Annotated in this window: 32 protein-coding genes and 3 tRNA genes; 12 read left to right on the plus strand and 23 right to left on the minus strand. The window is 39.4% G+C overall.

Annotation, left to right across the window (positions count from 1 at the left end):
- Positions 1–726 precede the first annotated feature (726 nt).
- The 18 genes from ACOV1R_RS14290 to ACOV1R_RS14375 all read right to left on the minus strand — a co-directional run bounded on the left by ACOV1R_RS14290 (position 727) and on the right by ACOV1R_RS14375 (position 7,815).
- A complete protein-coding gene (locus ACOV1R_RS14290) occupies positions 727–1,164 on the minus strand; it encodes a transcriptional regulator (RefSeq protein ID WP_054519274.1) in 438 nt (145 codons plus the stop codon).
- 74 nt (positions 1,165–1,238) lie between these two features.
- Positions 1,239–1,439 carry a hypothetical protein gene (locus ACOV1R_RS14295; RefSeq protein WP_054519275.1) on the minus strand — a complete coding sequence of 67 codons (201 nt, stop codon included), beginning with the start codon at positions 1,437–1,439 and terminating at the stop codon, positions 1,239–1,241.
- Positions 1,440–1,505: 66 nt separating this feature from the next.
- Positions 1,506–1,733, minus strand: coding sequence for a hypothetical protein (locus ACOV1R_RS14300; protein ID WP_054519276.1), 228 nt, complete (start codon positions 1,731–1,733; stop codon positions 1,506–1,508).
- Between the two features lie 3 nt (positions 1,734–1,736).
- Entirely contained in the window at positions 1,737–2,903 is a 1,167-nt protein-coding gene (locus tag ACOV1R_RS14305; RefSeq protein WP_054519277.1) for a helix-turn-helix transcriptional regulator, read from the minus strand.
- Between the two features lie 3 nt (positions 2,904–2,906).
- Positions 2,907–3,125 carry a hypothetical protein gene (locus ACOV1R_RS14310; RefSeq protein WP_217203134.1) on the minus strand — a complete coding sequence of 73 codons (219 nt, stop codon included), beginning with the start codon at positions 3,123–3,125 and terminating at the stop codon, positions 2,907–2,909.
- Positions 3,122–3,529: a YopX family protein gene (locus ACOV1R_RS14315; protein ID WP_097558070.1), complete on the minus strand. Its 408-nt coding sequence runs from the start codon at positions 3,527–3,529 to the stop codon at positions 3,122–3,124. Before ACOV1R_RS14315 ends, ACOV1R_RS14310 begins: the two co-directional genes overlap by 4 nt.
- A gap of 74 nt (positions 3,530–3,603) precedes the next feature.
- Complete coding sequence (locus tag ACOV1R_RS14320; protein ID WP_054519280.1) at positions 3,604–3,783, minus strand: hypothetical protein; 180 nt, start codon at positions 3,781–3,783, stop codon at positions 3,604–3,606.
- Positions 3,773–3,949: a hypothetical protein gene (locus tag ACOV1R_RS14325; RefSeq protein WP_164906257.1), complete on the minus strand. Its 177-nt coding sequence runs from the start codon at positions 3,947–3,949 to the stop codon at positions 3,773–3,775. The genes ACOV1R_RS14320 and ACOV1R_RS14325 overlap by 11 nt, the downstream gene beginning before the upstream one ends.
- Entirely contained in the window at positions 3,942–4,250 is a 309-nt protein-coding gene (locus tag ACOV1R_RS14330) for a hypothetical protein (RefSeq protein WP_054519281.1), read from the minus strand. Before ACOV1R_RS14330 ends, ACOV1R_RS14325 begins: the two co-directional genes overlap by 8 nt.
- Positions 4,251–4,385: 135 nt before the next feature.
- Positions 4,386–5,171 carry an ATP-binding protein gene (locus tag ACOV1R_RS14335; RefSeq protein WP_054519282.1) on the minus strand — a complete coding sequence of 262 codons (786 nt, stop codon included), beginning with the start codon at positions 5,169–5,171 and terminating at the stop codon, positions 4,386–4,388.
- Positions 5,171–5,938: a replication protein gene (locus ACOV1R_RS14340; RefSeq protein ID WP_225914084.1), complete on the minus strand. Its 768-nt coding sequence runs from the start codon at positions 5,936–5,938 to the stop codon at positions 5,171–5,173. The genes ACOV1R_RS14335 and ACOV1R_RS14340 overlap by 1 nt, the downstream gene beginning before the upstream one ends.
- A 98-nt stretch (positions 5,939–6,036) precedes the next feature.
- Complete coding sequence (locus ACOV1R_RS14345; protein ID WP_053338947.1) at positions 6,037–6,294, minus strand: hypothetical protein; 258 nt, start codon at positions 6,292–6,294, stop codon at positions 6,037–6,039.
- Complete coding sequence (locus ACOV1R_RS14350) at positions 6,294–6,464, minus strand: hypothetical protein (RefSeq protein ID WP_164906264.1); 171 nt, start codon at positions 6,462–6,464, stop codon at positions 6,294–6,296. Before ACOV1R_RS14350 ends, ACOV1R_RS14345 begins: the two co-directional genes overlap by 1 nt.
- A 99-nt stretch (positions 6,465–6,563) precedes the next feature.
- Positions 6,564–6,737, minus strand: a complete 174-nt coding sequence (locus ACOV1R_RS14355; RefSeq protein ID WP_164906263.1) for a hypothetical protein — start codon at positions 6,735–6,737, stop codon at positions 6,564–6,566.
- 11 nt (positions 6,738–6,748) lie between these two features.
- A complete protein-coding gene (locus ACOV1R_RS14360; protein ID WP_097558069.1) occupies positions 6,749–6,949 on the minus strand; it encodes a hypothetical protein in 201 nt (66 codons plus the stop codon).
- Positions 6,950–6,951: 2 nt separating this feature from the next.
- The gene (locus ACOV1R_RS14365; RefSeq protein ID WP_097558068.1) at positions 6,952–7,200 is read right to left on the minus strand and encodes a tagatose-bisphosphate aldolase; all 249 of its coding nucleotides are present in this window, start codon (positions 7,198–7,200) and stop codon (positions 6,952–6,954) included.
- Between the two features lie 33 nt (positions 7,201–7,233).
- Positions 7,234–7,413 (minus strand): helix-turn-helix domain-containing protein, encoded by a 180-nt coding sequence (locus ACOV1R_RS14370; RefSeq protein ID WP_016058357.1) that lies wholly within the window; start codon positions 7,411–7,413, stop codon positions 7,234–7,236.
- Between the two features lie 141 nt (positions 7,414–7,554).
- A complete protein-coding gene (locus tag ACOV1R_RS14375; RefSeq protein ID WP_097558067.1) occupies positions 7,555–7,815 on the minus strand; it encodes a hypothetical protein in 261 nt (86 codons plus the stop codon).
- Between the two features lie 57 nt (positions 7,816–7,872).
- Between ACOV1R_RS14375 and ACOV1R_RS14380 the strand changes: the two genes are divergently transcribed.
- Positions 7,873–8,064 carry a hypothetical protein gene (locus tag ACOV1R_RS14380; protein WP_128485021.1) on the plus strand — a complete coding sequence of 64 codons (192 nt, stop codon included), beginning with the start codon at positions 7,873–7,875 and terminating at the stop codon, positions 8,062–8,064.
- Here ACOV1R_RS14380 and ACOV1R_RS14385 read toward each other — a convergent pair.
- Genes ACOV1R_RS14385 through ACOV1R_RS14400 form a run of 4 tightly spaced genes read right to left on the minus strand, consistent with a single transcriptional unit; the run spans position 8,061 to position 9,404 of the window.
- A complete protein-coding gene (locus ACOV1R_RS14385; RefSeq protein ID WP_154816469.1) occupies positions 8,061–8,234 on the minus strand; it encodes a hypothetical protein in 174 nt (57 codons plus the stop codon). The two genes, ACOV1R_RS14380 and ACOV1R_RS14385, sit on opposite strands and share 4 nt — an antisense overlap.
- A gap of 14 nt (positions 8,235–8,248) precedes the next feature.
- Positions 8,249–8,458, minus strand: a complete 210-nt coding sequence (locus ACOV1R_RS14390) for a hypothetical protein (protein ID WP_054519412.1) — start codon at positions 8,456–8,458, stop codon at positions 8,249–8,251.
- A gap of 11 nt (positions 8,459–8,469) precedes the next feature.
- Positions 8,470–9,168, minus strand: coding sequence for a Rha family transcriptional regulator (locus tag ACOV1R_RS14395; RefSeq protein WP_043992824.1), 699 nt, complete (start codon positions 9,166–9,168; stop codon positions 8,470–8,472).
- A 14-nt stretch (positions 9,169–9,182) separates the two neighbouring features.
- On the minus strand, positions 9,183–9,404 hold the full coding sequence (locus tag ACOV1R_RS14400; protein WP_015380504.1) for a hypothetical protein: 222 nt from the start codon (positions 9,402–9,404) through the stop codon (positions 9,183–9,185).
- A gap of 245 nt (positions 9,405–9,649) precedes the next feature.
- Here ACOV1R_RS14400 and ACOV1R_RS14405 point away from each other — a divergent pair, with 245 nt between their 5' ends.
- From ACOV1R_RS14405 to ACOV1R_RS14450, 10 genes are all read left to right on the plus strand, one after another.
- Complete coding sequence (locus ACOV1R_RS14405) at positions 9,650–9,988, plus strand: helix-turn-helix domain-containing protein (RefSeq protein ID WP_043992826.1); 339 nt, start codon at positions 9,650–9,652, stop codon at positions 9,986–9,988.
- Between the two features lie 9 nt (positions 9,989–9,997).
- Positions 9,998–10,276: a hypothetical protein gene (locus ACOV1R_RS14410; protein WP_015380505.1), complete on the plus strand. Its 279-nt coding sequence runs from the start codon at positions 9,998–10,000 to the stop codon at positions 10,274–10,276.
- A gap of 57 nt (positions 10,277–10,333) precedes the next feature.
- Positions 10,334–10,720, plus strand: a complete 387-nt coding sequence (locus tag ACOV1R_RS14415) for a hypothetical protein (RefSeq protein ID WP_027822123.1) — start codon at positions 10,334–10,336, stop codon at positions 10,718–10,720.
- An 8-nt stretch (positions 10,721–10,728) separates the two neighbouring features.
- Positions 10,729–11,427 (plus strand): hypothetical protein, encoded by a 699-nt coding sequence (locus ACOV1R_RS14420; RefSeq protein WP_015380507.1) that lies wholly within the window; start codon positions 10,729–10,731, stop codon positions 11,425–11,427.
- 37 nt (positions 11,428–11,464) lie between these two features.
- Positions 11,465–11,555, plus strand: a tRNA-OTHER gene (locus tag ACOV1R_RS14425).
- A gap of 53 nt (positions 11,556–11,608) precedes the next feature.
- Positions 11,609–11,809: a hypothetical protein gene (locus tag ACOV1R_RS14430; RefSeq protein ID WP_003641358.1), complete on the plus strand. Its 201-nt coding sequence runs from the start codon at positions 11,609–11,611 to the stop codon at positions 11,807–11,809.
- 190 nt (positions 11,810–11,999) lie between these two features.
- Positions 12,000–12,086, plus strand: a tRNA-OTHER gene (locus tag ACOV1R_RS14435).
- Between the two features lie 26 nt (positions 12,087–12,112).
- Positions 12,113–12,295 carry a hypothetical protein gene (locus ACOV1R_RS14440; protein WP_054519381.1) on the plus strand — a complete coding sequence of 61 codons (183 nt, stop codon included), beginning with the start codon at positions 12,113–12,115 and terminating at the stop codon, positions 12,293–12,295.
- 47 nt (positions 12,296–12,342) lie between these two features.
- Positions 12,343–12,433 (plus strand) — tRNA-OTHER (locus ACOV1R_RS14445).
- Positions 12,434–12,484: 51 nt separating this feature from the next.
- Positions 12,485–12,799: a hypothetical protein gene (locus ACOV1R_RS14450; RefSeq protein WP_054519382.1), complete on the plus strand. Its 315-nt coding sequence runs from the start codon at positions 12,485–12,487 to the stop codon at positions 12,797–12,799.
- 196 nt (positions 12,800–12,995) lie between these two features.
- On the opposite strand, the gene ACOV1R_RS14455 is transcribed toward ACOV1R_RS14450, so the two are convergent.
- Positions 12,996–13,571 carry a hypothetical protein gene (locus ACOV1R_RS14455; RefSeq protein WP_097558066.1) on the minus strand — a complete coding sequence of 192 codons (576 nt, stop codon included), beginning with the start codon at positions 13,569–13,571 and terminating at the stop codon, positions 12,996–12,998.
- A 229-nt stretch (positions 13,572–13,800) separates the two neighbouring features.
- Here ACOV1R_RS14455 and ACOV1R_RS14460 point away from each other — a divergent pair, with 229 nt between their 5' ends.
- The gene (locus tag ACOV1R_RS14460) at positions 13,801–14,964 is read left to right on the plus strand and encodes a tyrosine-type recombinase/integrase (protein ID WP_054519393.1); all 1,164 of its coding nucleotides are present in this window, start codon (positions 13,801–13,803) and stop codon (positions 14,962–14,964) included.
- Positions 14,965–15,060: the final 96 nt, after the last annotated feature.

Here is a 15,060-nt window from a genome sequence, read left to right on the forward strand (position 1 = left end):
GTTGTGGTGACTATATTTTACAAGGACTCAGGCTGTGAGTCTTCTTTTTGATCATTTGTTGCACTTCAATTGTAAATTCGTCGTACTAAAAAAGCCTGACGACAGCCAGGCTTATGTATTGTTGTCTCATAAGATGGCGATCCCGTTATTCAACAATACAATTTAATATCATACTATATTTAGTATTATTTGAGTTGCAATACACACTATTTACTTTACTAAAAAGAGCCCAACTAAATGTCAGGCTCCTAAACACAGTTGTTATCAGAAAAACGATTATAGTTTTTGCAACCATGTTTGATTATGTTACCACAGCGCACATGTTTCCGCATGTAATTTGGTGGCCAGATTAATTGCGCCAATTATGTGCTTGGTAGGGATTTGCACCCTACATGATGTGTGGACATACTGGTTGTCAACCAACACCCGTTACTCGCACCTAACTGTGCGTCTACCTATTCCGCCACAAGCACACAGCAGTTTAGCGACTTGCTTGGGTCAATGTGATTGGTGTGGTCCAAGTCGCGAACTTAATTCAGATTCGCAACTTCCCCCGCTAACTATATCGCCGGTAGGCCTCGAACCTACATTCCATTGTGGCTTACCAATTAGCCCACAGCGATTACCAGTCTGTAATTCGGAGGATTACTTCATGCACGTCAATCACATTTGGCATACTACCAATTTAGCACGATTGTAGGGGCTAGTTTTCCAACTTTTTTCCAACTAGCCAAAATCAGATACATCATACAAGTTAAGCCTACTTGCTACTTTGGCAATAAACTTATCAACTAGATAATAAGCTTTGCTCTTGCTAACAAATATCATCCCATTAGTTACTAGGCTTTCAACCGAGTAACGTTGGCGTTTTCTAAAATACAGTTCGCATATCAGTGTTTCGGTATCTTCACCGCATTCGTCCAAACACTGATCAATTACATCTCTCCGATGCTGGAATGCTCGAATCGTTTCACTATCAGCCACCGAGATAGCAGCATACTCAGTTGGAGCACTTTTCTTATATTGAGCACGACCACCACCAACGTTTTCGTCAGGTTCTTGATACGGATACATAATATTGAGTTCCTCACGAGCAATTAGGCCATCAATTAGCGGATACTCGCGTAGATACTTCTCAACCATTTTCTTCGTCGTTCTTTCCAAGCCAGCCACTCCTCTGTGATATAATTAACTTATTCGGAATTAGTTGTAGTGGCGTCAGCGATGGCGGCGCTTTTTTAATATGATGAAAAGTCAATATTTTTATACGTCTTCCAAAATCGTTTGATTAGCCGAATTAATTCGTACCGTCTCAATCGCAGGTGAGCTGCTAAGATAGTAGCTGCCACTAAGTCAGCCATTAATTGGTTATAACTACGACTCGGAGCGTCTACAGTATAGCCATCGTTATCGATGGTAATGGTAATTTTTCCCTTCATGATTGCCTCCCACATAAAATAAGAATTTTATTTAAACTCTCCCAGGATTTGGGGTATCAGTAAACATTAACTCCATAATGTCAGCAATGAAGTCCTGACCCAGTGGCGATTTTCGTAAGCTTCATCAATTATTTTCATAACCGATTCTTTTGATTGCCCAGATTCTATCATTCTATCAATAGCATCAGCTAACAACATACCAGTTACCCGTTCATCAGATAATTTCCTTAAATAATAACCCCCAATATTAATAGTATATTCATCGTTGCCAACATTAATATCAAATTGTTTCATAGCCTACTTTCCTTTCAATGTGTATTCTACTGACAAACCATTTACGTCGTACTCCAGAACTTTCAAAACGTGCTGGTTCATTGTATAGCCGTTTTTTATCTCATAACCATCAGCAGGCTTTGGCGTTCCGAACTGGCGCTGAATCGTTCCGCCATCATCTTTGACTGTTTCTGTGTGGAAATGTCCCCAGTGAGTTTCACGCCATATACTGTTCGACCATTCAGTCGGATATTCATTTGCAAACAGTTGCGACAATTTAGCTTTTGCCGTATCACCGTGAGCCATCATGATCGACACGTTTCCATAAGTGAATGCTTGACGATATGATCCAGGGTTAAATACTGATAGCTGTGGGTATCGTGCTCGGATCATCTCAACGAACGCCCACTGCATATCGAAGTCGTGGTTGCCGCCAATGGCTCGTAATTCGGCGACATCCGAATTTTTGATAGCCGGTTCAATGATACTTTTGACAAAATTTGCAGCGTCTTCCCATGCCTGGCGACTATCAACATGATCTAGTTGAGTTCCCTTGACGGTTTTTGTAGTTCTTAGGTAATCAGAATGTAATAGGTCACCGCCAAGTTCGATAACGATTTTTTGTAGCGAGTGCGAATAAATAATCGCTTGAATTTTTTCTAAAAACGGCTTCATATTATCATAACTGTTGATCCCAAAATGTAAATCGTAAAGTGGAACCACCAGCATGTGTTTTAACGTAGCTGGCGTTCGCTTTAAGTACTTTTGCTTAACGCCATGGTTAATTACACTGGTTAGTTCTGAAACGCTTATGTCGTCCTTAGGGCGGACTTTAACCGTGATACTGTATTGAGGAACTGTACCATCTTCGGTTGAGTGTTGTTCATATACTTTGTATTGAGAACTGATTAAATCGAATTTATCAGGATCATAGCCAGTTAGCGCAAGCATTGTGCGTGGTGATTTGTCAGGATCGTGTTTTAAGCGCATGAGGATCGTGGCCGTTTGCGTGCCATCGGCTTCGGTTGTGACCTCTTTGGAGTCTTCAATTTTAATATCGGTAATATGACGTTGACGGTAGTGTTTAACCGCAGCGTGCGTCTTGCCCATACGTTCGGCAATCTCTGAATCTGATAGTCCCATAGTAACGAGTTGTGCAATTTGATGTTTTTCGTTGTCTGTCCATTTCATGATTTAACAGTTACCTTTTCCTCCATAAAGATTTTTAAATATTCTAGGGTCGACCATATCCCAGCCATCTAATGTTTCTATCTCATATGGGACTGCCTGGTATTCAAGTGGGTTGTCAGAAACCATATATTCTACGTCGCATCTCACATGATACTTATCAACCATCTCATTGCTTCCATCAAACTGTTCGGCCTTGATTGGCTGTTTGCGATAGAACTTCATTTGTCCGCCTCCAGTAGTTCCGGGTTAGCGTGAACGTTGCCAATAATTTCATCGTCGTAACTAAAGGTATGTGGTTTGTCATCGCTAAGATTATTAGCATAAAATCCACTAATAATATCCTCACGATCAATCGCTAATATTCCTTGATCTACAATTTGAATCAGTCCAGCTTTTGTTTTCAGAATGTCGCCTACATAGATATCATTGCCATTCACATCTTTCAGGCCGGTAAACTGTTCGACATCATACCGTTTATTATCTAAGAAATCGCCAAAGCAACTTTCTTCATAGTCAGCATCTTCACCATCGTCATATTTTACGAACCCGCCCAACGTGTCATAGGCGCATTGTACATTGTAAAGATAAGTTTTATTTTTATTTTCCCACGCTCTAAACTTAATCATCGTCGCCATCTCCTATCACTAACAAGCCTGTGCCAATTGACTTAAGAACCATTCTATTACTTCATCTGATTCAATCATTTGTAATCCTCCGGTTGTATTAGTATTAATGCTAAAGAAATCAAGATAGCAACAATCGTGCAAATTGTTCCCACAATTATTCCACCCTCAATAAATATATTAACTAGAGCTGTCACACCAAGTACGATTGAAAGACAGATGATTATTCCAAAGCCAATTTTATTTCTAGTGCTCATTTTCAGTCCTCCTTGAACGCTTCAAACGCCCGCTTGCGTTATATGGCTCATATTCCTTGGCCAATTGCTTACTATCCAGCGTTTTAGCTTTATTTGCTTTGGCATGTTGCTTCATGCGCCGGTGCTTCCGTTTAATCGTTGAACGCTTCTTAGTGTGTTTAGGCATCTTCGTCCTCCGTAATGTAGTATTTGTTTTCGTCAATCGCACGAATGCGTCTATCCAGCCAAACGTTATTGTGCTTTAGCTCCCGAGACGTCCTAGTTTTAACCTGCTTGCCTTCCATGACTAATTTAATGGCATTATACTGGGTACGCGTAATCTCCGTGTAATCGCTTGATACGGCCTTAATTCCAGGCATCTTATGCAAGTTAGCTAGTTTGCTTGGCGGCACGTTATCCATGCTGCCATATCTCGCTTCTAGCTTATGAATTACTTCCAGTTCTTTAGGCCAATTTTTGCTCGCCATAGGCTAACTTCCTTTCAAGCTCCTGTTCGTAATGATCATGTATCTCATTCGTACAATTTGGGCATGGTTCAAACATGAAACCATAACTCCCAAGTGGTTGCTGAACGACTTTACTACCATGACATAATTCACAACTCATACGCTTCTAACTCCTTCCATGTTGTCAAACAGCAATTGACAGCTAGTATCCTTGGTATATAAACGATCAATTGTTTTGCCGTCGTACATACTTTCTAATTGCTTACGTGTGTTGTTAGTCGTAATGATGGTTATATGTTTGACTTCGTTATGATCAAAATCGCAACGCGCATTCGCCACTTGATACATCAGTGTCTGCAAATCTTTGTGTACTGGCTTGTAGAACCCCTTTTCAGTTGGCTTACCGCCTTCAGTACCAAAATCGTCTAAAACTAGAACATCAACGTTTTGCATGTCTTTTAGAATGTATAGTAAACGTTGACGTACATCCGGTGCTTCATACTTTTCATTAACCAGCCGTAGCAACTCAGCTGTTGAGACAAACATCGCTGTCTGCCCTACGCTCATTAGCTGATACATAATTGCTAGCGCTAATGATGTTTTGCCAACGCCGGGTCCACCTGCAAGTGCTACGTTGAACTGGTTAGTCTCTAATTGCCTAGCTAACTTAAATGCCTGATTGCCAAGCTCTCTAGCTTTAGCTTGATTAGGCTGTTTATCAACCTGCCAATCATTAAAGCTAAATCGTAGTGGCACGCCTCCGGACCAGACTGACATGTGATAGTAATACCGTTTCCGGTTAGCAACCACACCAGCATTGGCACGGTCAATCGTTTGATGGTCCAATTCTTCTTTGGTTGGCAACTTAGTCGTGTCAATACCTCTAGCCGCTACTACTTTCTGAATCGTGGCTTGATTGAATAACTTCGTTACATTTTCCATTAGCCAAACCAGTCCTCTCGTGTTTGTGGTGTAACATTAGTCGGGCGATCTCGTTCAGCCTGACCCATGAGCGTGTCATACTGCTTGCGTAGCTTCCCTGCCGATAAAATATTTGCTTGCCAGAATGAATTATCCTGTGACCAATCTACCAGCCAATCTAATTTTTCATAATCACGATGATCACGTTCGTGTGCCAATCGAATATCATTAGCCCATTTCTGTAAGTTGGGGGCTTTGAAGTCAGGTTGCCGTTGTTTAATTCTGGTCAACAAATGGACTGCTACTTTGTAGGGTTGATCATCGGGTCCATACTCGGTTTTTGAGTTGGGACGTTTATTATTTGTAGTCTCTGTAGTAGTCTCTGGTAATCTATTGGTATTGGTCTGCTCATTTTGATCACCTGCATGTGATCGATTTGAGCACCTCGTATGATCATTTTGATCGCATGCTTTGCTCATACGCTGATAATCAATCCGATACCATTTAGTCTTGTCAAAACCAGCTTTATTATAATTTCCACTGATCAGGTATCCTTGCTTTTCTAAGCTATTGATTGTCCTCCGTAGCGTCACCTTACTAAAGAATGGGAATTGTTTGTGCCATTCATCATAACTGTTATAAATCCATTTATATCCATCTCTGTTATTACCAGAACGCTGTAACCAGTAATGGAATTGTTGCAATACGATTGCCTCTTTTAACCCAACTCTTACTGCCAATGTAGGTAGAACTTGCAATGGTGGTTCACTAATTAAAAGGTTATTCATCTATATCACCTCAATCATATAGTAGGCATTTCACCCACCCGGTGTATTAGTCACTGCTGCATTTTTAGTTCAAGCCAATTCGTTTTAGTGTTTCTAAATCACATTTCAACACTATATTCAATTAATCCCAGATTCTTTAAATTTTTCATAGCACGTGAAAAGTCATTAATGCTAATGCTGTTTTGACTTAGCAATTTGTATGTGTCACATTTTCCAAGTGCCAGTTCACCAATTATCTGAATAGTCTTCAAATCATTTTGGCAAAGCAACCATTTTTCATATAGTGAGTTTATGTTTTTACTAAGATGACGAATGTCTGTAAAGTTTACGCTGATTCTGTATCCATTTTTAATCATTATTTCAGCCCCCTATTAAACATCCATGAATTCAAGCAAAACGCCATTGCCATATTACTTTCGATTAGACACAATTCTGGAGTTAATTCTTGTGGATCGATTAATGCAATCCGTGTAATACCATGAAGAATACAATCCTGTTGTTCTTTGTAAGGTAATGGATTATCCATAACTACTGTCCTCGCTTTCTTAGCACTTGCAAACATTTCGAGTTAGCGTTAATATATACGCACACCTTGAATTGTTTTCTTTCTCCCTACTCTTGTAATTCACTCCAGTAGGGAGTATTTTTGTCTTTTAGCTTGCAAACGAGACTGCTTTGGAATAAAGTAAATGTTGGTACTAATCATCTCTTCCATTAGTCCATCGTTAGCCGCTACTAGCGATGGCTTTTTTTGCGCTCGTTTCCACTCGTGGAGTGGTAAAATTGATACTTTTTGCATGATCATTCCTCCTACTTAATTACTTGAATACCATTGGTAATAATCTCGAATTGCTGTCCATTTTGTTCAACTACAGCCACATCTTTTTGAGTGCGCAATGTGAACGTAATTTTTTTAATATCCACTACTTTGCCAACACCGGCTTCTCTTATCAGCTGACCACAACTATATTCAGCTTTGAAACTCACCCGGTCACCTACATGAACTTTCATGGTTATTCCTCCCGATACATTGGTGGCAATGTAAACGTCCATCCATCGTCGTTTTCTTCATCTGGCTCGCAAACATTAATATCGTGTTCTTGTAATTCGCCAATAAATTCTTCCGAATAGCCAAAGCACGGGCGCCGCTTAATGATCCCGTCTGTATCGTAAGTGATAGCATTAATCAGCTCACGTTCATCTGCACGAATTGCGTTATACTTACGTGCTCTTAACGCGTACTCAATGTCTTCTTCATACATATTGTTTCCTCCTCAAATTTCCCGTTAAATGGTTTAAAACGTTTTTGAATTTAGGTATTTTTCAAGTTCCTTACGTTCAATGCGTTTTAGTCTGCCAATGCTAGTTACCTTTAAACCGTCATTAATCATCTTATAGACTGTATTTACACTACCAATGTGAAGCTCTTCCATCACTTGCTGGTAAGTAAGCCATTGAATCTCCGTTTTACTCATACTGTTTCCTCCTAAATTCCAAACCAGTTTCTAATTTCTCGGCGCTTGTACCATACGGATGTTAGCGCCCAGGTTAATACCGCTACTTCTACCATGGCAATTCCTCCTTATGATCCGAATCATCATCTACCCGCCTAGGTTTTAGTTACTTGAATTCTGATGATTCAATAACCATTTTTCGACTGCTGGGGCGTACCATTTGCCATCTTCTTCTGGCTTTGGGAAGCCTTCTTTGTCGCGATAGTGCTTGTCGAATGTATCAACCTTGATTCCAAACTCAGAGTAGAAATCTTTACGTCCAATCATTTTATGATCAACAGCTTGCTGACTACGCCCGTCCGCAACTCCCTGCTCATATGCTTGCGTGAAAAGCTTCGACAAAGCACTTACCAAACTGTCCATCTTGGTCACTCCTTTCGGTGTATAATTTTGTTATCCCAATTAATCGAGGTGATAAATATGAAAAGCTCTCATCGCAAACATGAAATGGCACTATATGCCGCTCAAGCCATGACCATTTCAGATATTGCTGAAGAAAAAGATAAGGCTAAATCTCATCACTATACGTACGATGCTCGATTAGGAATCGAAATATTCGAAGATAACTATAAGCATGCCCTCGAACATTATTCGGGACGCTTTCCCGATTAATTAACCTTTTCTTCTTCCTGTTTGGCTTCAAGATCTGATTGGATAGCGCCTATTAGCTGAAAGGCCTCCTTATACGACAGATCATTGCTAAACAGGATTTTTTCTATTTCTGATTTGGCCTTTGAAAACCTATCAGATTTTAAAAATGCGCTCGTGTCCCATTTACTCATATTTGCTTCACCTCCTATGCTGGCTGCTCATTTAAGTAAAGGTCGCTCATACCAAGCATGTCCGCTGCTTGTGCTAAAGCGTCATAGTTCGTCGCTTGAACTTCACTAACTGTGCTTGGCTCCCACTTACCACCGTTAACCCGAGATTTAAGGTTAGGGTTCAATGTCGTATCGTTATACTCAAGCAAGAATTCCAGTGCTTCACGTACATTTTCAAATTCCATTGTTTTACCTCCTATGCTGGCTCTTTGTCGAATCGAAGTGACGTCTGTCGAATGATTGTCTTAGTTGCTGTAGACGGCTCCCAATCGTTGATGAAGTCCATTACCATCTGGTAGTCCTTCTTGCGTAGCATTGACCGAGCGCTCACGTTAGCAATCTTCTTGATTCCACTGCCAATATCCTTGAACAGCTCACCTCGTTGTTTCTGTGTGATATGGCCATAGCTATGTGCAACTTCCGACACGCGCTGATTAACACGCCGGTTAAGCGCACTATATTCAGGATTAGGAATAACTTGGTTCTCCTTGAGGTCTTTCACATCGCCCTCCACGCTATCCAGGCGCTGATTAGTTTCTTCATTGGCTTGGAGTGCCAATCTGGCAATCTCTCGTGGGGATGTTGGCAATTTCACTTGTTCTTCCATAGAGTTGAATGCTTCAATGTATTTGAGCTTAAATTTAAGTGCTTTAGTACCAGTGAATCCCATTGCTAACAAAGTAAAACCATCACGGTTCATATAATAGATTGGGTAAGATTGACTGTTCTGTTCGTTAATATATGTCTCCTTTGCGAACATGTGTTGGGTATGCTTATTTTTAAGCAGACCCCCAATTGTTGCTAATACATTACGATGCTCTTTCTCAAACGTTTCAGCCACTTGTAAACTACTGGTGACGGCTTGCTGGTTCTTCATAATTACTAAATCATTCATGTGGATCATTCCCTTCATTGAATTCCTAAAATTTTGGCCATTTGTGACCGAATCCGTCTTGACTTGGGTTCGTTACCACCTTTGATTGCACGGTTAACTTGTGGCGGTGTGACCTTTTCGGACTTAGTGGTAAGCATTTCAGCCATTTCTTTTTGAGAAATTTTGTGGCGGCTCAATGCAGTTTTGTATTTAATTTCAATTTCCAATGCGACATCTTCGATTGTTTGTTCTGGCATTTTTACTCCTCCTTTACATAATTTATTCATCAAGTTATTGACATTCATCTAGACAATCGTCTATAATAAATGCATACGAAATAAGCCAATAAACTTTACTTCATCATCCGTTTCTCGCCAAAGCTACGTTTTGAAGCTATTGTTTCTTGCTGCTTAATTACTTGATGAATTAAATATAAGATAATTGTCTTAATAAGTCAAGACAATTATCTAAATTAATTCTCTATTTTTAGGAGAATGCCGATATGACTGTGTTTGAACGAGTACAAAAAATAGCTAAGAAGAATAAAATTAGCTTGCTGCAACTTAATGATCGTGCTGGATTAGGCAAAAACGCTATTTATAAGTGGAAAACTCAAAATCCAAGCACTGAGAATCTTCAAAAAGTTGCAAGTGTTCTAGGAGTATCAACTGACTATCTTCTTGGAAACACAAATGACCCGGAACCTTCTGTGTCATCTGATAACCTGACAAAGAATCAAAAATTAATTGCCTACTCTATTGACCCGGATATATCAGATGAGGAACGTCAGGCCATAATAAATATGGTCAAGGAAGCAATGAAATTTCGTCGTAGACTGTAGGTGACCGGTATGACAGACTTGGAAAAGATTGAAGATATGTATCCACAACTTAAATTTTGGGGTATCGAAGTCAACAATCCACACTATCATGGCTGTATCGTCGGCACTGACGTCTATATCAATACTCTTCAAGATGACATTGATTGGCTTAAAACAGCATTGCATGAGGCTTCGCACTATGAAAATGATAGCGGTAACTTAACAAACGCAAGATTAGTGGAAGTATTACGTGCTGAAGGATATGCTGATAGGCAATCTATACGGAGTTTCAATATTATGTTTGGATAACTTATAGACCAGATGCGGATGTCGGTAAAAGCTGAAATTTTTAGGGGGTATTGTGTTGTGTCAAAAAAAATAAAGGGAGCAGACGGTCAAACCTATAAGATGGTAAGTCCATCAAATAATGAGGTCAGAAAAAGGACTATAGAAATAGTTTTATCTGTAGTTAGTATGATTGTTTCCGTCATCTCACTAGCATCTGGTTTTGGAGCGGCTGCGTTTGTCGATGCTTTCGGCGGCGGTGGTATTTATACAGGAAAACTAGTTCTAGGAATCCTGTTATCAGTTCTCGCTTTTTCTTTTGTCTTCTTTCTAAACAAAAAGCATACTTTATTTAGCTGGGCAATAATCGTTGTCGGCATTATCCTACTATTACTTTGTGGAGATTTCGGTATTGCTGGCGGAATCATGTTTATTATTACTGGGATTATTGCACTTATTAGAAAGTAGGGACTGAAATGGCTAAAAAAATTCAAGATGAAAACGGGAATACTTATGTAGCAGTGAAACCATGGTACAAGAAATGGTGGATCTGGGTTATAGTTGTAATTCTAGTAATTTTTGGAATTGCTGCGTTTACCGGCGGATCAGATGATTCTTCTTCCAAAACTACGACCACCAGTTCAAAAGCAACTGCTCACAAAACTACGACATCCGAAACTAAGCCTGCCGCAACAGCTTCAAAAACTATCAGCGTTGACTATGATTCATACAATGTAGCAAATGAAAAGACGTATAAAATTAATTATTCAGATACATCATGGAACGCAGCCACTGTTAAAGTTGATAAAGTAACGGTCTACAAATTAGCCCATTCGTATAAATATAAATCAGCAAATGATGGTACTTTCCAAGCTTCTGGATTTGTTCGTATTCACTTTGTAATTTCGCCTACTAGAGACATATCCATCTATCCAACACAAGGGACGGCAATTTATAGTAACGGTGAACAACATGAAGCAGATTCTTTAGAATCGTGGGACGGTGACATCGCCAAAGGTGCTACAAAATCTGGAAATGTAACCATTCCTGTTAAGAGCTTAGATTCCACTTCGTCACTAAAAAGTATAAGGTTTAAGTTTGATGCCCATTATGACACCGATAATATGGATGATAACAATTCTGATAAGACCTTCGATATCACGTTAAATATGTAAAATGTTTTTAGCCCGTTACCAGCCTAGCGGGCAACATGCGAGCGTAGTTCAACGGTAGAACAACAAAAGTCATACAAGGTTTCCTGCTTTCAACAAGCATCACGCAGGTTCGACTCCTGCCGCTCGCGTTGACCAGATACGGATGTCGCTAAAAGCTGGGGAATTTGGAGGAATTATTGTAATGGGACTACTAATAATGATCGTCATCTTTCTAGCACTATGGAAGATATTAGGAACACTAGGACACATCTTTTTGCCAATATTAGCCGTACTATTTATCCTGGCAACCTGGATTCCTTCACAAGCAATTGTTATGGTGATTTGGGTGCCAATCGCGATATTATATTTTATCGGCTTAGCCGGGTATAAACATGCTAAGTAGAACTAGTATAAATATATTTTAATCGGGGTAAAAGCTATGGAATTGTATGTAGGAACGTACAGCACACACGTGTTCGACTTTACCATTGCAATTGGCATCATTTGCTTCATAGCGCTAGTCGTCATGTTAGTTTACTGGACCCGCAAGCGAAAGTAGCACCCTCGCCCACTACCAGCCTAGCGGGCAACATGCGAGCGTAGTTCAACGGTAGAACAGTACTCCTTTGAATTGCTAACTAGATACTATGCAGATGCAGGTCCGACTCCTGCCGCTCGCGTTAAAATAAAGAAAGAAGGCAATACTATGCATCAAGATATTTCAAGGTACGAACTAATAGAAGATATTATCAGTGACTTAACAGCCTTTGTAAAATATGACGCCATTCTCTACCTATCAAAAGATAGCTATTCCGAAGCAGAATACGACCGTATGCTTAAAGGAATTAAAGACGATTTGGTGACACGCTTCAAGCAAGGAGAGGAATAGTAAAATTTTGCCAGTCAAGCCAATTGAATCATTTTAGTTGGCATCTTGCGAGCGTAGTTCAGCGGTAGAACCTTATTCCAAGTCTTGAAGCCCATTCTTTCTTGGAGTACTATGCAGGTCCGACTCCTGCCGCTCGCGTTGACCAAATACTGATGTCATTAAAAGCTGACTTGTTTGGGGGTGATTAATATGACATATTTTGATCCTGACGAAATACTTCAAACAAAAGAAAAAGCTTTAGATTACATGGAAGTGCATGGCATTATGACAGATGCCACCTTTCCAAAGCTTAATGATACGGGAAACACTGATAAACACATGGCTCCTGTTTACAAATATCTTAGAGAAAATGGTATGTATATACTTCACACTGGTTTCTATGATAGAACATTTAATTTTGGTGCAATATACTTTATGTTTGATGCAAATCGCTTTGATTATCAAACTGCACCAGCTGAAGTTAAGAAGATTTTGAAAATTTGGTCAAAGTTTCAATCTAATTAAACTAAAAAGCACATCTCCACCGGTCAAAGTTTGAGATGTGCTTATTAAGGAAGTGATAGTGATGAACAGTAAAGATCCAAAACCAGTACGCATTGGTAATAAACCATTACACGAAAATCGATCAATACGAAAGCCAAATACTTCTAAAGCAAAACCTAATCCCGGTTCCTCAAAGCCGGCCAAGAAGTAGCAAAAGTTAGTATAAAATGACATAGCTTTTTAGTCTGTTTTTGTAATCAATAATTATTGAATTTTTATCATCATTTTGATACTCGTCACGAGCCTCAGCAATAGTGAATACTCGTTCATCTTGTCCATAGAGTTCAACTTGCTGATTGCCTTGATCATCTACATTTCTAACATATCCAGATGAAATGTAGTTATCATTAAAGTCAAATATGATAAGAAACTGTTCTTTTTCACCATCTGGGATCTGAGACAGTACGTGTTCCATAGTCCCTTGATTGTCATACAAGTTCATGTTTAATTCATCAGCAATTTTAGGTGCAAACTTGTTGTAACAAATAAAAATCACAAAGTAAATGGCAGTGACCACTATCGACACTAGCATCAATGTACCTAAATTATCGTTCCATTTAAAATATGGCAGTAGCCAATATTTAGTTGCGATTGAGGAAAATGCCGAGTTAATCAACGATAAGAATATTAGTGTCAATTGCCGATCGGTCTCACTGTAAAAATTAAAAAGCCCAAATGGCCTTAATAGAATGTAAGATACGAAGCCTGGAACTAAATAGACTAATTTGTCCATAGTCATGTGTCTCCTAACTAATTGTTTAGTGTTAGTATACAGCGAACAAGCGTTTGCTACAAATCAAAAAGCACATCCCCTCCCGCCAAGAAGTAAGATGTGCTACCAATAAAAGCCAGTGGATTGCTCCGCTCTTTTTACATACATAATATTATCACAACTAAGGAGGTGATGCCTGCAAGTCCTTAAAATTCTACCCGCCTAGGTGAAATTTAAGGAGAAAATATAAATGGCAAGTATTAAAAAGAAAAATGGCAAATGGGCCGTTCGCGTTAGTTACTATGATGAATTTGGCAAACGGCACTTTAAAAACAAGAGTAGCTTTTCTCGTAAAAAAGAAGCTGAACAGTGGGCAACTAAATTGGAACAAGCTAAGTTTGACCAATCCATAGGAAAAACCGATACAACGACAGTCTTTACAGATTACTACGAGAAATGGTTAGAAACCTATAAATTTGGCAAAGTTTCCCGAATTACAGAACAAGAATATCGATATACTCTTCGCCAAATTGCTGAGTTACTACCCAACGTTCAACTATCGTCAATGACCAGGTTACGTTATCAACAATTTATTAATGAATTTGTGCACGGTAATACTAAGCAGCGTGCACAGCGACAGCTGACAGATAATCAACCATATCATAGCAAGTCATCTGTTGAAAAATTGCATGGTCACATTCATGCTGCAATTATCGATGCCGTAGCTGATAATTTAATAAAGACCGATTTCTGCTTACATGTTGAATTAGGTGGCCACTCCGGTAAACCAGCACAACTAAAATACCTTGACGCGAAAGACATGCAAACACTAGCCGCTGAGGTCAATAAAAATATCAAGCTAATTTCTACTGGAAAATCAATGATCTATACTGGCCTACTAACTGGTATGCGAGTAGCCGAAGTTTCTGCTCTGACTTGGACTGATATCGATTGGCAAAATAAGACTATCCGTGTTAATAAGTCATGGGATTATGTTTATGGCCAAAAATTTAAGAAAACAAAAACTGAATCTAGTATTCGTACAATAACTGTAACTGACGATCTTTTAAATCATCTTAAAACACTGCATGCTTTACAGATGGCAGCTAAATTGGATAACCCAGATCATCTAGTTTTCATGAACAAGCGTGGTCGTATTCCATCCCCTGGAGCGTGTGATAACTTGCTTAAAAAATACTCCGATTCATTGGGAATTAAACGGATTAGTTTTCACGGGTTGCGGCACACCCACGCTAGTTATCTGCTCTATTGTGGCGTGAAGATGGAATACATTTCCAAACGGTTGGGCCATAAGAACAGTTCCATCACTCGTAACGTCTACGCTCATATGATTAAAGAAGACCAACAACAGGAAGACGAACGGACCTTAAAAGCACTCTCTCAGGTCAATTAATATGGTGCACTTTTGGTGCACTCACCAAAAATGATGACGCTAAAAGGCTTGATATCAATGATACGGTAGTATACTCGAAAGTCTGTACTCTCCTTA

It is taken from the genome of Lactiplantibacillus sp. YT640 (assembly GCF_049745435.1).
GTDB lineage: Bacteria > Bacillota > Bacilli > Lactobacillales > Lactobacillaceae > Lactiplantibacillus > Lactiplantibacillus plantarum.

Bases quoted from the DNA above. Each gene is read 5' to 3' on its own strand.
- ACOV1R_RS14390 (WP_054519412.1), bottom strand. From the start codon at position 8,458: ATGGAATTTGAAAATGTACGTGAAGCACTGGAATTCTTGCTTGAGTAT.
- ACOV1R_RS14315 (WP_097558070.1), bottom strand. From the start codon at position 3,529: ATGATTAAGTTTAGAGCGTGGGAAAATAAAAATAAAACTTATCTTTAC.
- ACOV1R_RS14355 (WP_164906263.1), bottom strand. From the start codon at position 6,737: ATGCAAAAAGTATCAATTTTACCACTCCACGAGTGGAAACGAGCGCAA.
- ACOV1R_RS14420 (WP_015380507.1), top strand. From the start codon at position 10,729: ATGGCTAAAAAAATTCAAGATGAAAACGGGAATACTTATGTAGCAGTG.
- ACOV1R_RS14340 (WP_225914084.1), bottom strand. From the start codon at position 5,938: ATGAATAACCTTTTAATTAGTGAACCACCATTGCAAGTTCTACCTACA.
- ACOV1R_RS14410 (WP_015380505.1), top strand. From the start codon at position 9,998: ATGACAGACTTGGAAAAGATTGAAGATATGTATCCACAACTTAAATTT.
- ACOV1R_RS14320 (WP_054519280.1), bottom strand. From the start codon at position 3,783: ATGAGCACTAGAAATAAAATTGGCTTTGGAATAATCATCTGTCTTTCA.
- ACOV1R_RS14440 (WP_054519381.1), top strand. From the start codon at position 12,113: ATGCATCAAGATATTTCAAGGTACGAACTAATAGAAGATATTATCAGT.
- ACOV1R_RS14350 (WP_164906264.1), bottom strand. From the start codon at position 6,464: ATGGATAATCCATTACCTTACAAAGAACAACAGGATTGTATTCTTCAT.
- ACOV1R_RS14295 (WP_054519275.1), bottom strand. From the start codon at position 1,439: ATGAAGGGAAAAATTACCATTACCATCGATAACGATGGCTATACTGTA.
- ACOV1R_RS14395 (WP_043992824.1), bottom strand. From the start codon at position 9,168: ATGAATGATTTAGTAATTATGAAGAACCAGCAAGCCGTCACCAGTAGT.
- ACOV1R_RS14310 (WP_217203134.1), bottom strand. From the start codon at position 3,125: ATGAAGTTCTATCGCAAACAGCCAATCAAGGCCGAACAGTTTGATGGA.
- ACOV1R_RS14330 (WP_054519281.1), bottom strand. From the start codon at position 4,250: ATGGCGAGCAAAAATTGGCCTAAAGAACTGGAAGTAATTCATAAGCTA.
- ACOV1R_RS14450 (WP_054519382.1), top strand. From the start codon at position 12,485: ATGACATATTTTGATCCTGACGAAATACTTCAAACAAAAGAAAAAGCT.
- ACOV1R_RS14325 (WP_164906257.1), bottom strand. From the start codon at position 3,949: ATGCCTAAACACACTAAGAAGCGTTCAACGATTAAACGGAAGCACCGG.
- ACOV1R_RS14360 (WP_097558069.1), bottom strand. From the start codon at position 6,949: ATGAAAGTTCATGTAGGTGACCGGGTGAGTTTCAAAGCTGAATATAGT.
- ACOV1R_RS14370 (WP_016058357.1), bottom strand. From the start codon at position 7,413: ATGAGTAAAACGGAGATTCAATGGCTTACTTACCAGCAAGTGATGGAA.
- ACOV1R_RS14300 (WP_054519276.1), bottom strand. From the start codon at position 1,733: ATGAAACAATTTGATATTAATGTTGGCAACGATGAATATACTATTAAT.
- ACOV1R_RS14430 (WP_003641358.1), top strand. From the start codon at position 11,609: ATGGGACTACTAATAATGATCGTCATCTTTCTAGCACTATGGAAGATA.
- ACOV1R_RS14335 (WP_054519282.1), bottom strand. From the start codon at position 5,171: ATGGAAAATGTAACGAAGTTATTCAATCAAGCCACGATTCAGAAAGTA.
- ACOV1R_RS14455 (WP_097558066.1), bottom strand. From the start codon at position 13,571: ATGGACAAATTAGTCTATTTAGTTCCAGGCTTCGTATCTTACATTCTA.
- ACOV1R_RS14460 (WP_054519393.1), top strand. From the start codon at position 13,801: ATGGCAAGTATTAAAAAGAAAAATGGCAAATGGGCCGTTCGCGTTAGT.
- ACOV1R_RS14345 (WP_053338947.1), bottom strand. From the start codon at position 6,294: ATGATTAAAAATGGATACAGAATCAGCGTAAACTTTACAGACATTCGT.
- ACOV1R_RS14365 (WP_097558068.1), bottom strand. From the start codon at position 7,200: ATGTATGAAGAAGACATTGAGTACGCGTTAAGAGCACGTAAGTATAAC.
- ACOV1R_RS14405 (WP_043992826.1), top strand. From the start codon at position 9,650: ATGACTGTGTTTGAACGAGTACAAAAAATAGCTAAGAAGAATAAAATT.
- ACOV1R_RS14400 (WP_015380504.1), bottom strand. From the start codon at position 9,404: ATGCCAGAACAAACAATCGAAGATGTCGCATTGGAAATTGAAATTAAA.
- ACOV1R_RS14385 (WP_154816469.1), bottom strand. From the start codon at position 8,234: ATGAGTAAATGGGACACGAGCGCATTTTTAAAATCTGATAGGTTTTCA.
- ACOV1R_RS14375 (WP_097558067.1), bottom strand. From the start codon at position 7,815: ATGGACAGTTTGGTAAGTGCTTTGTCGAAGCTTTTCACGCAAGCATAT.
- ACOV1R_RS14380 (WP_128485021.1), top strand. From the start codon at position 7,873: ATGAAAAGCTCTCATCGCAAACATGAAATGGCACTATATGCCGCTCAA.
- ACOV1R_RS14305 (WP_054519277.1), bottom strand. From the start codon at position 2,903: ATGAAATGGACAGACAACGAAAAACATCAAATTGCACAACTCGTTACT.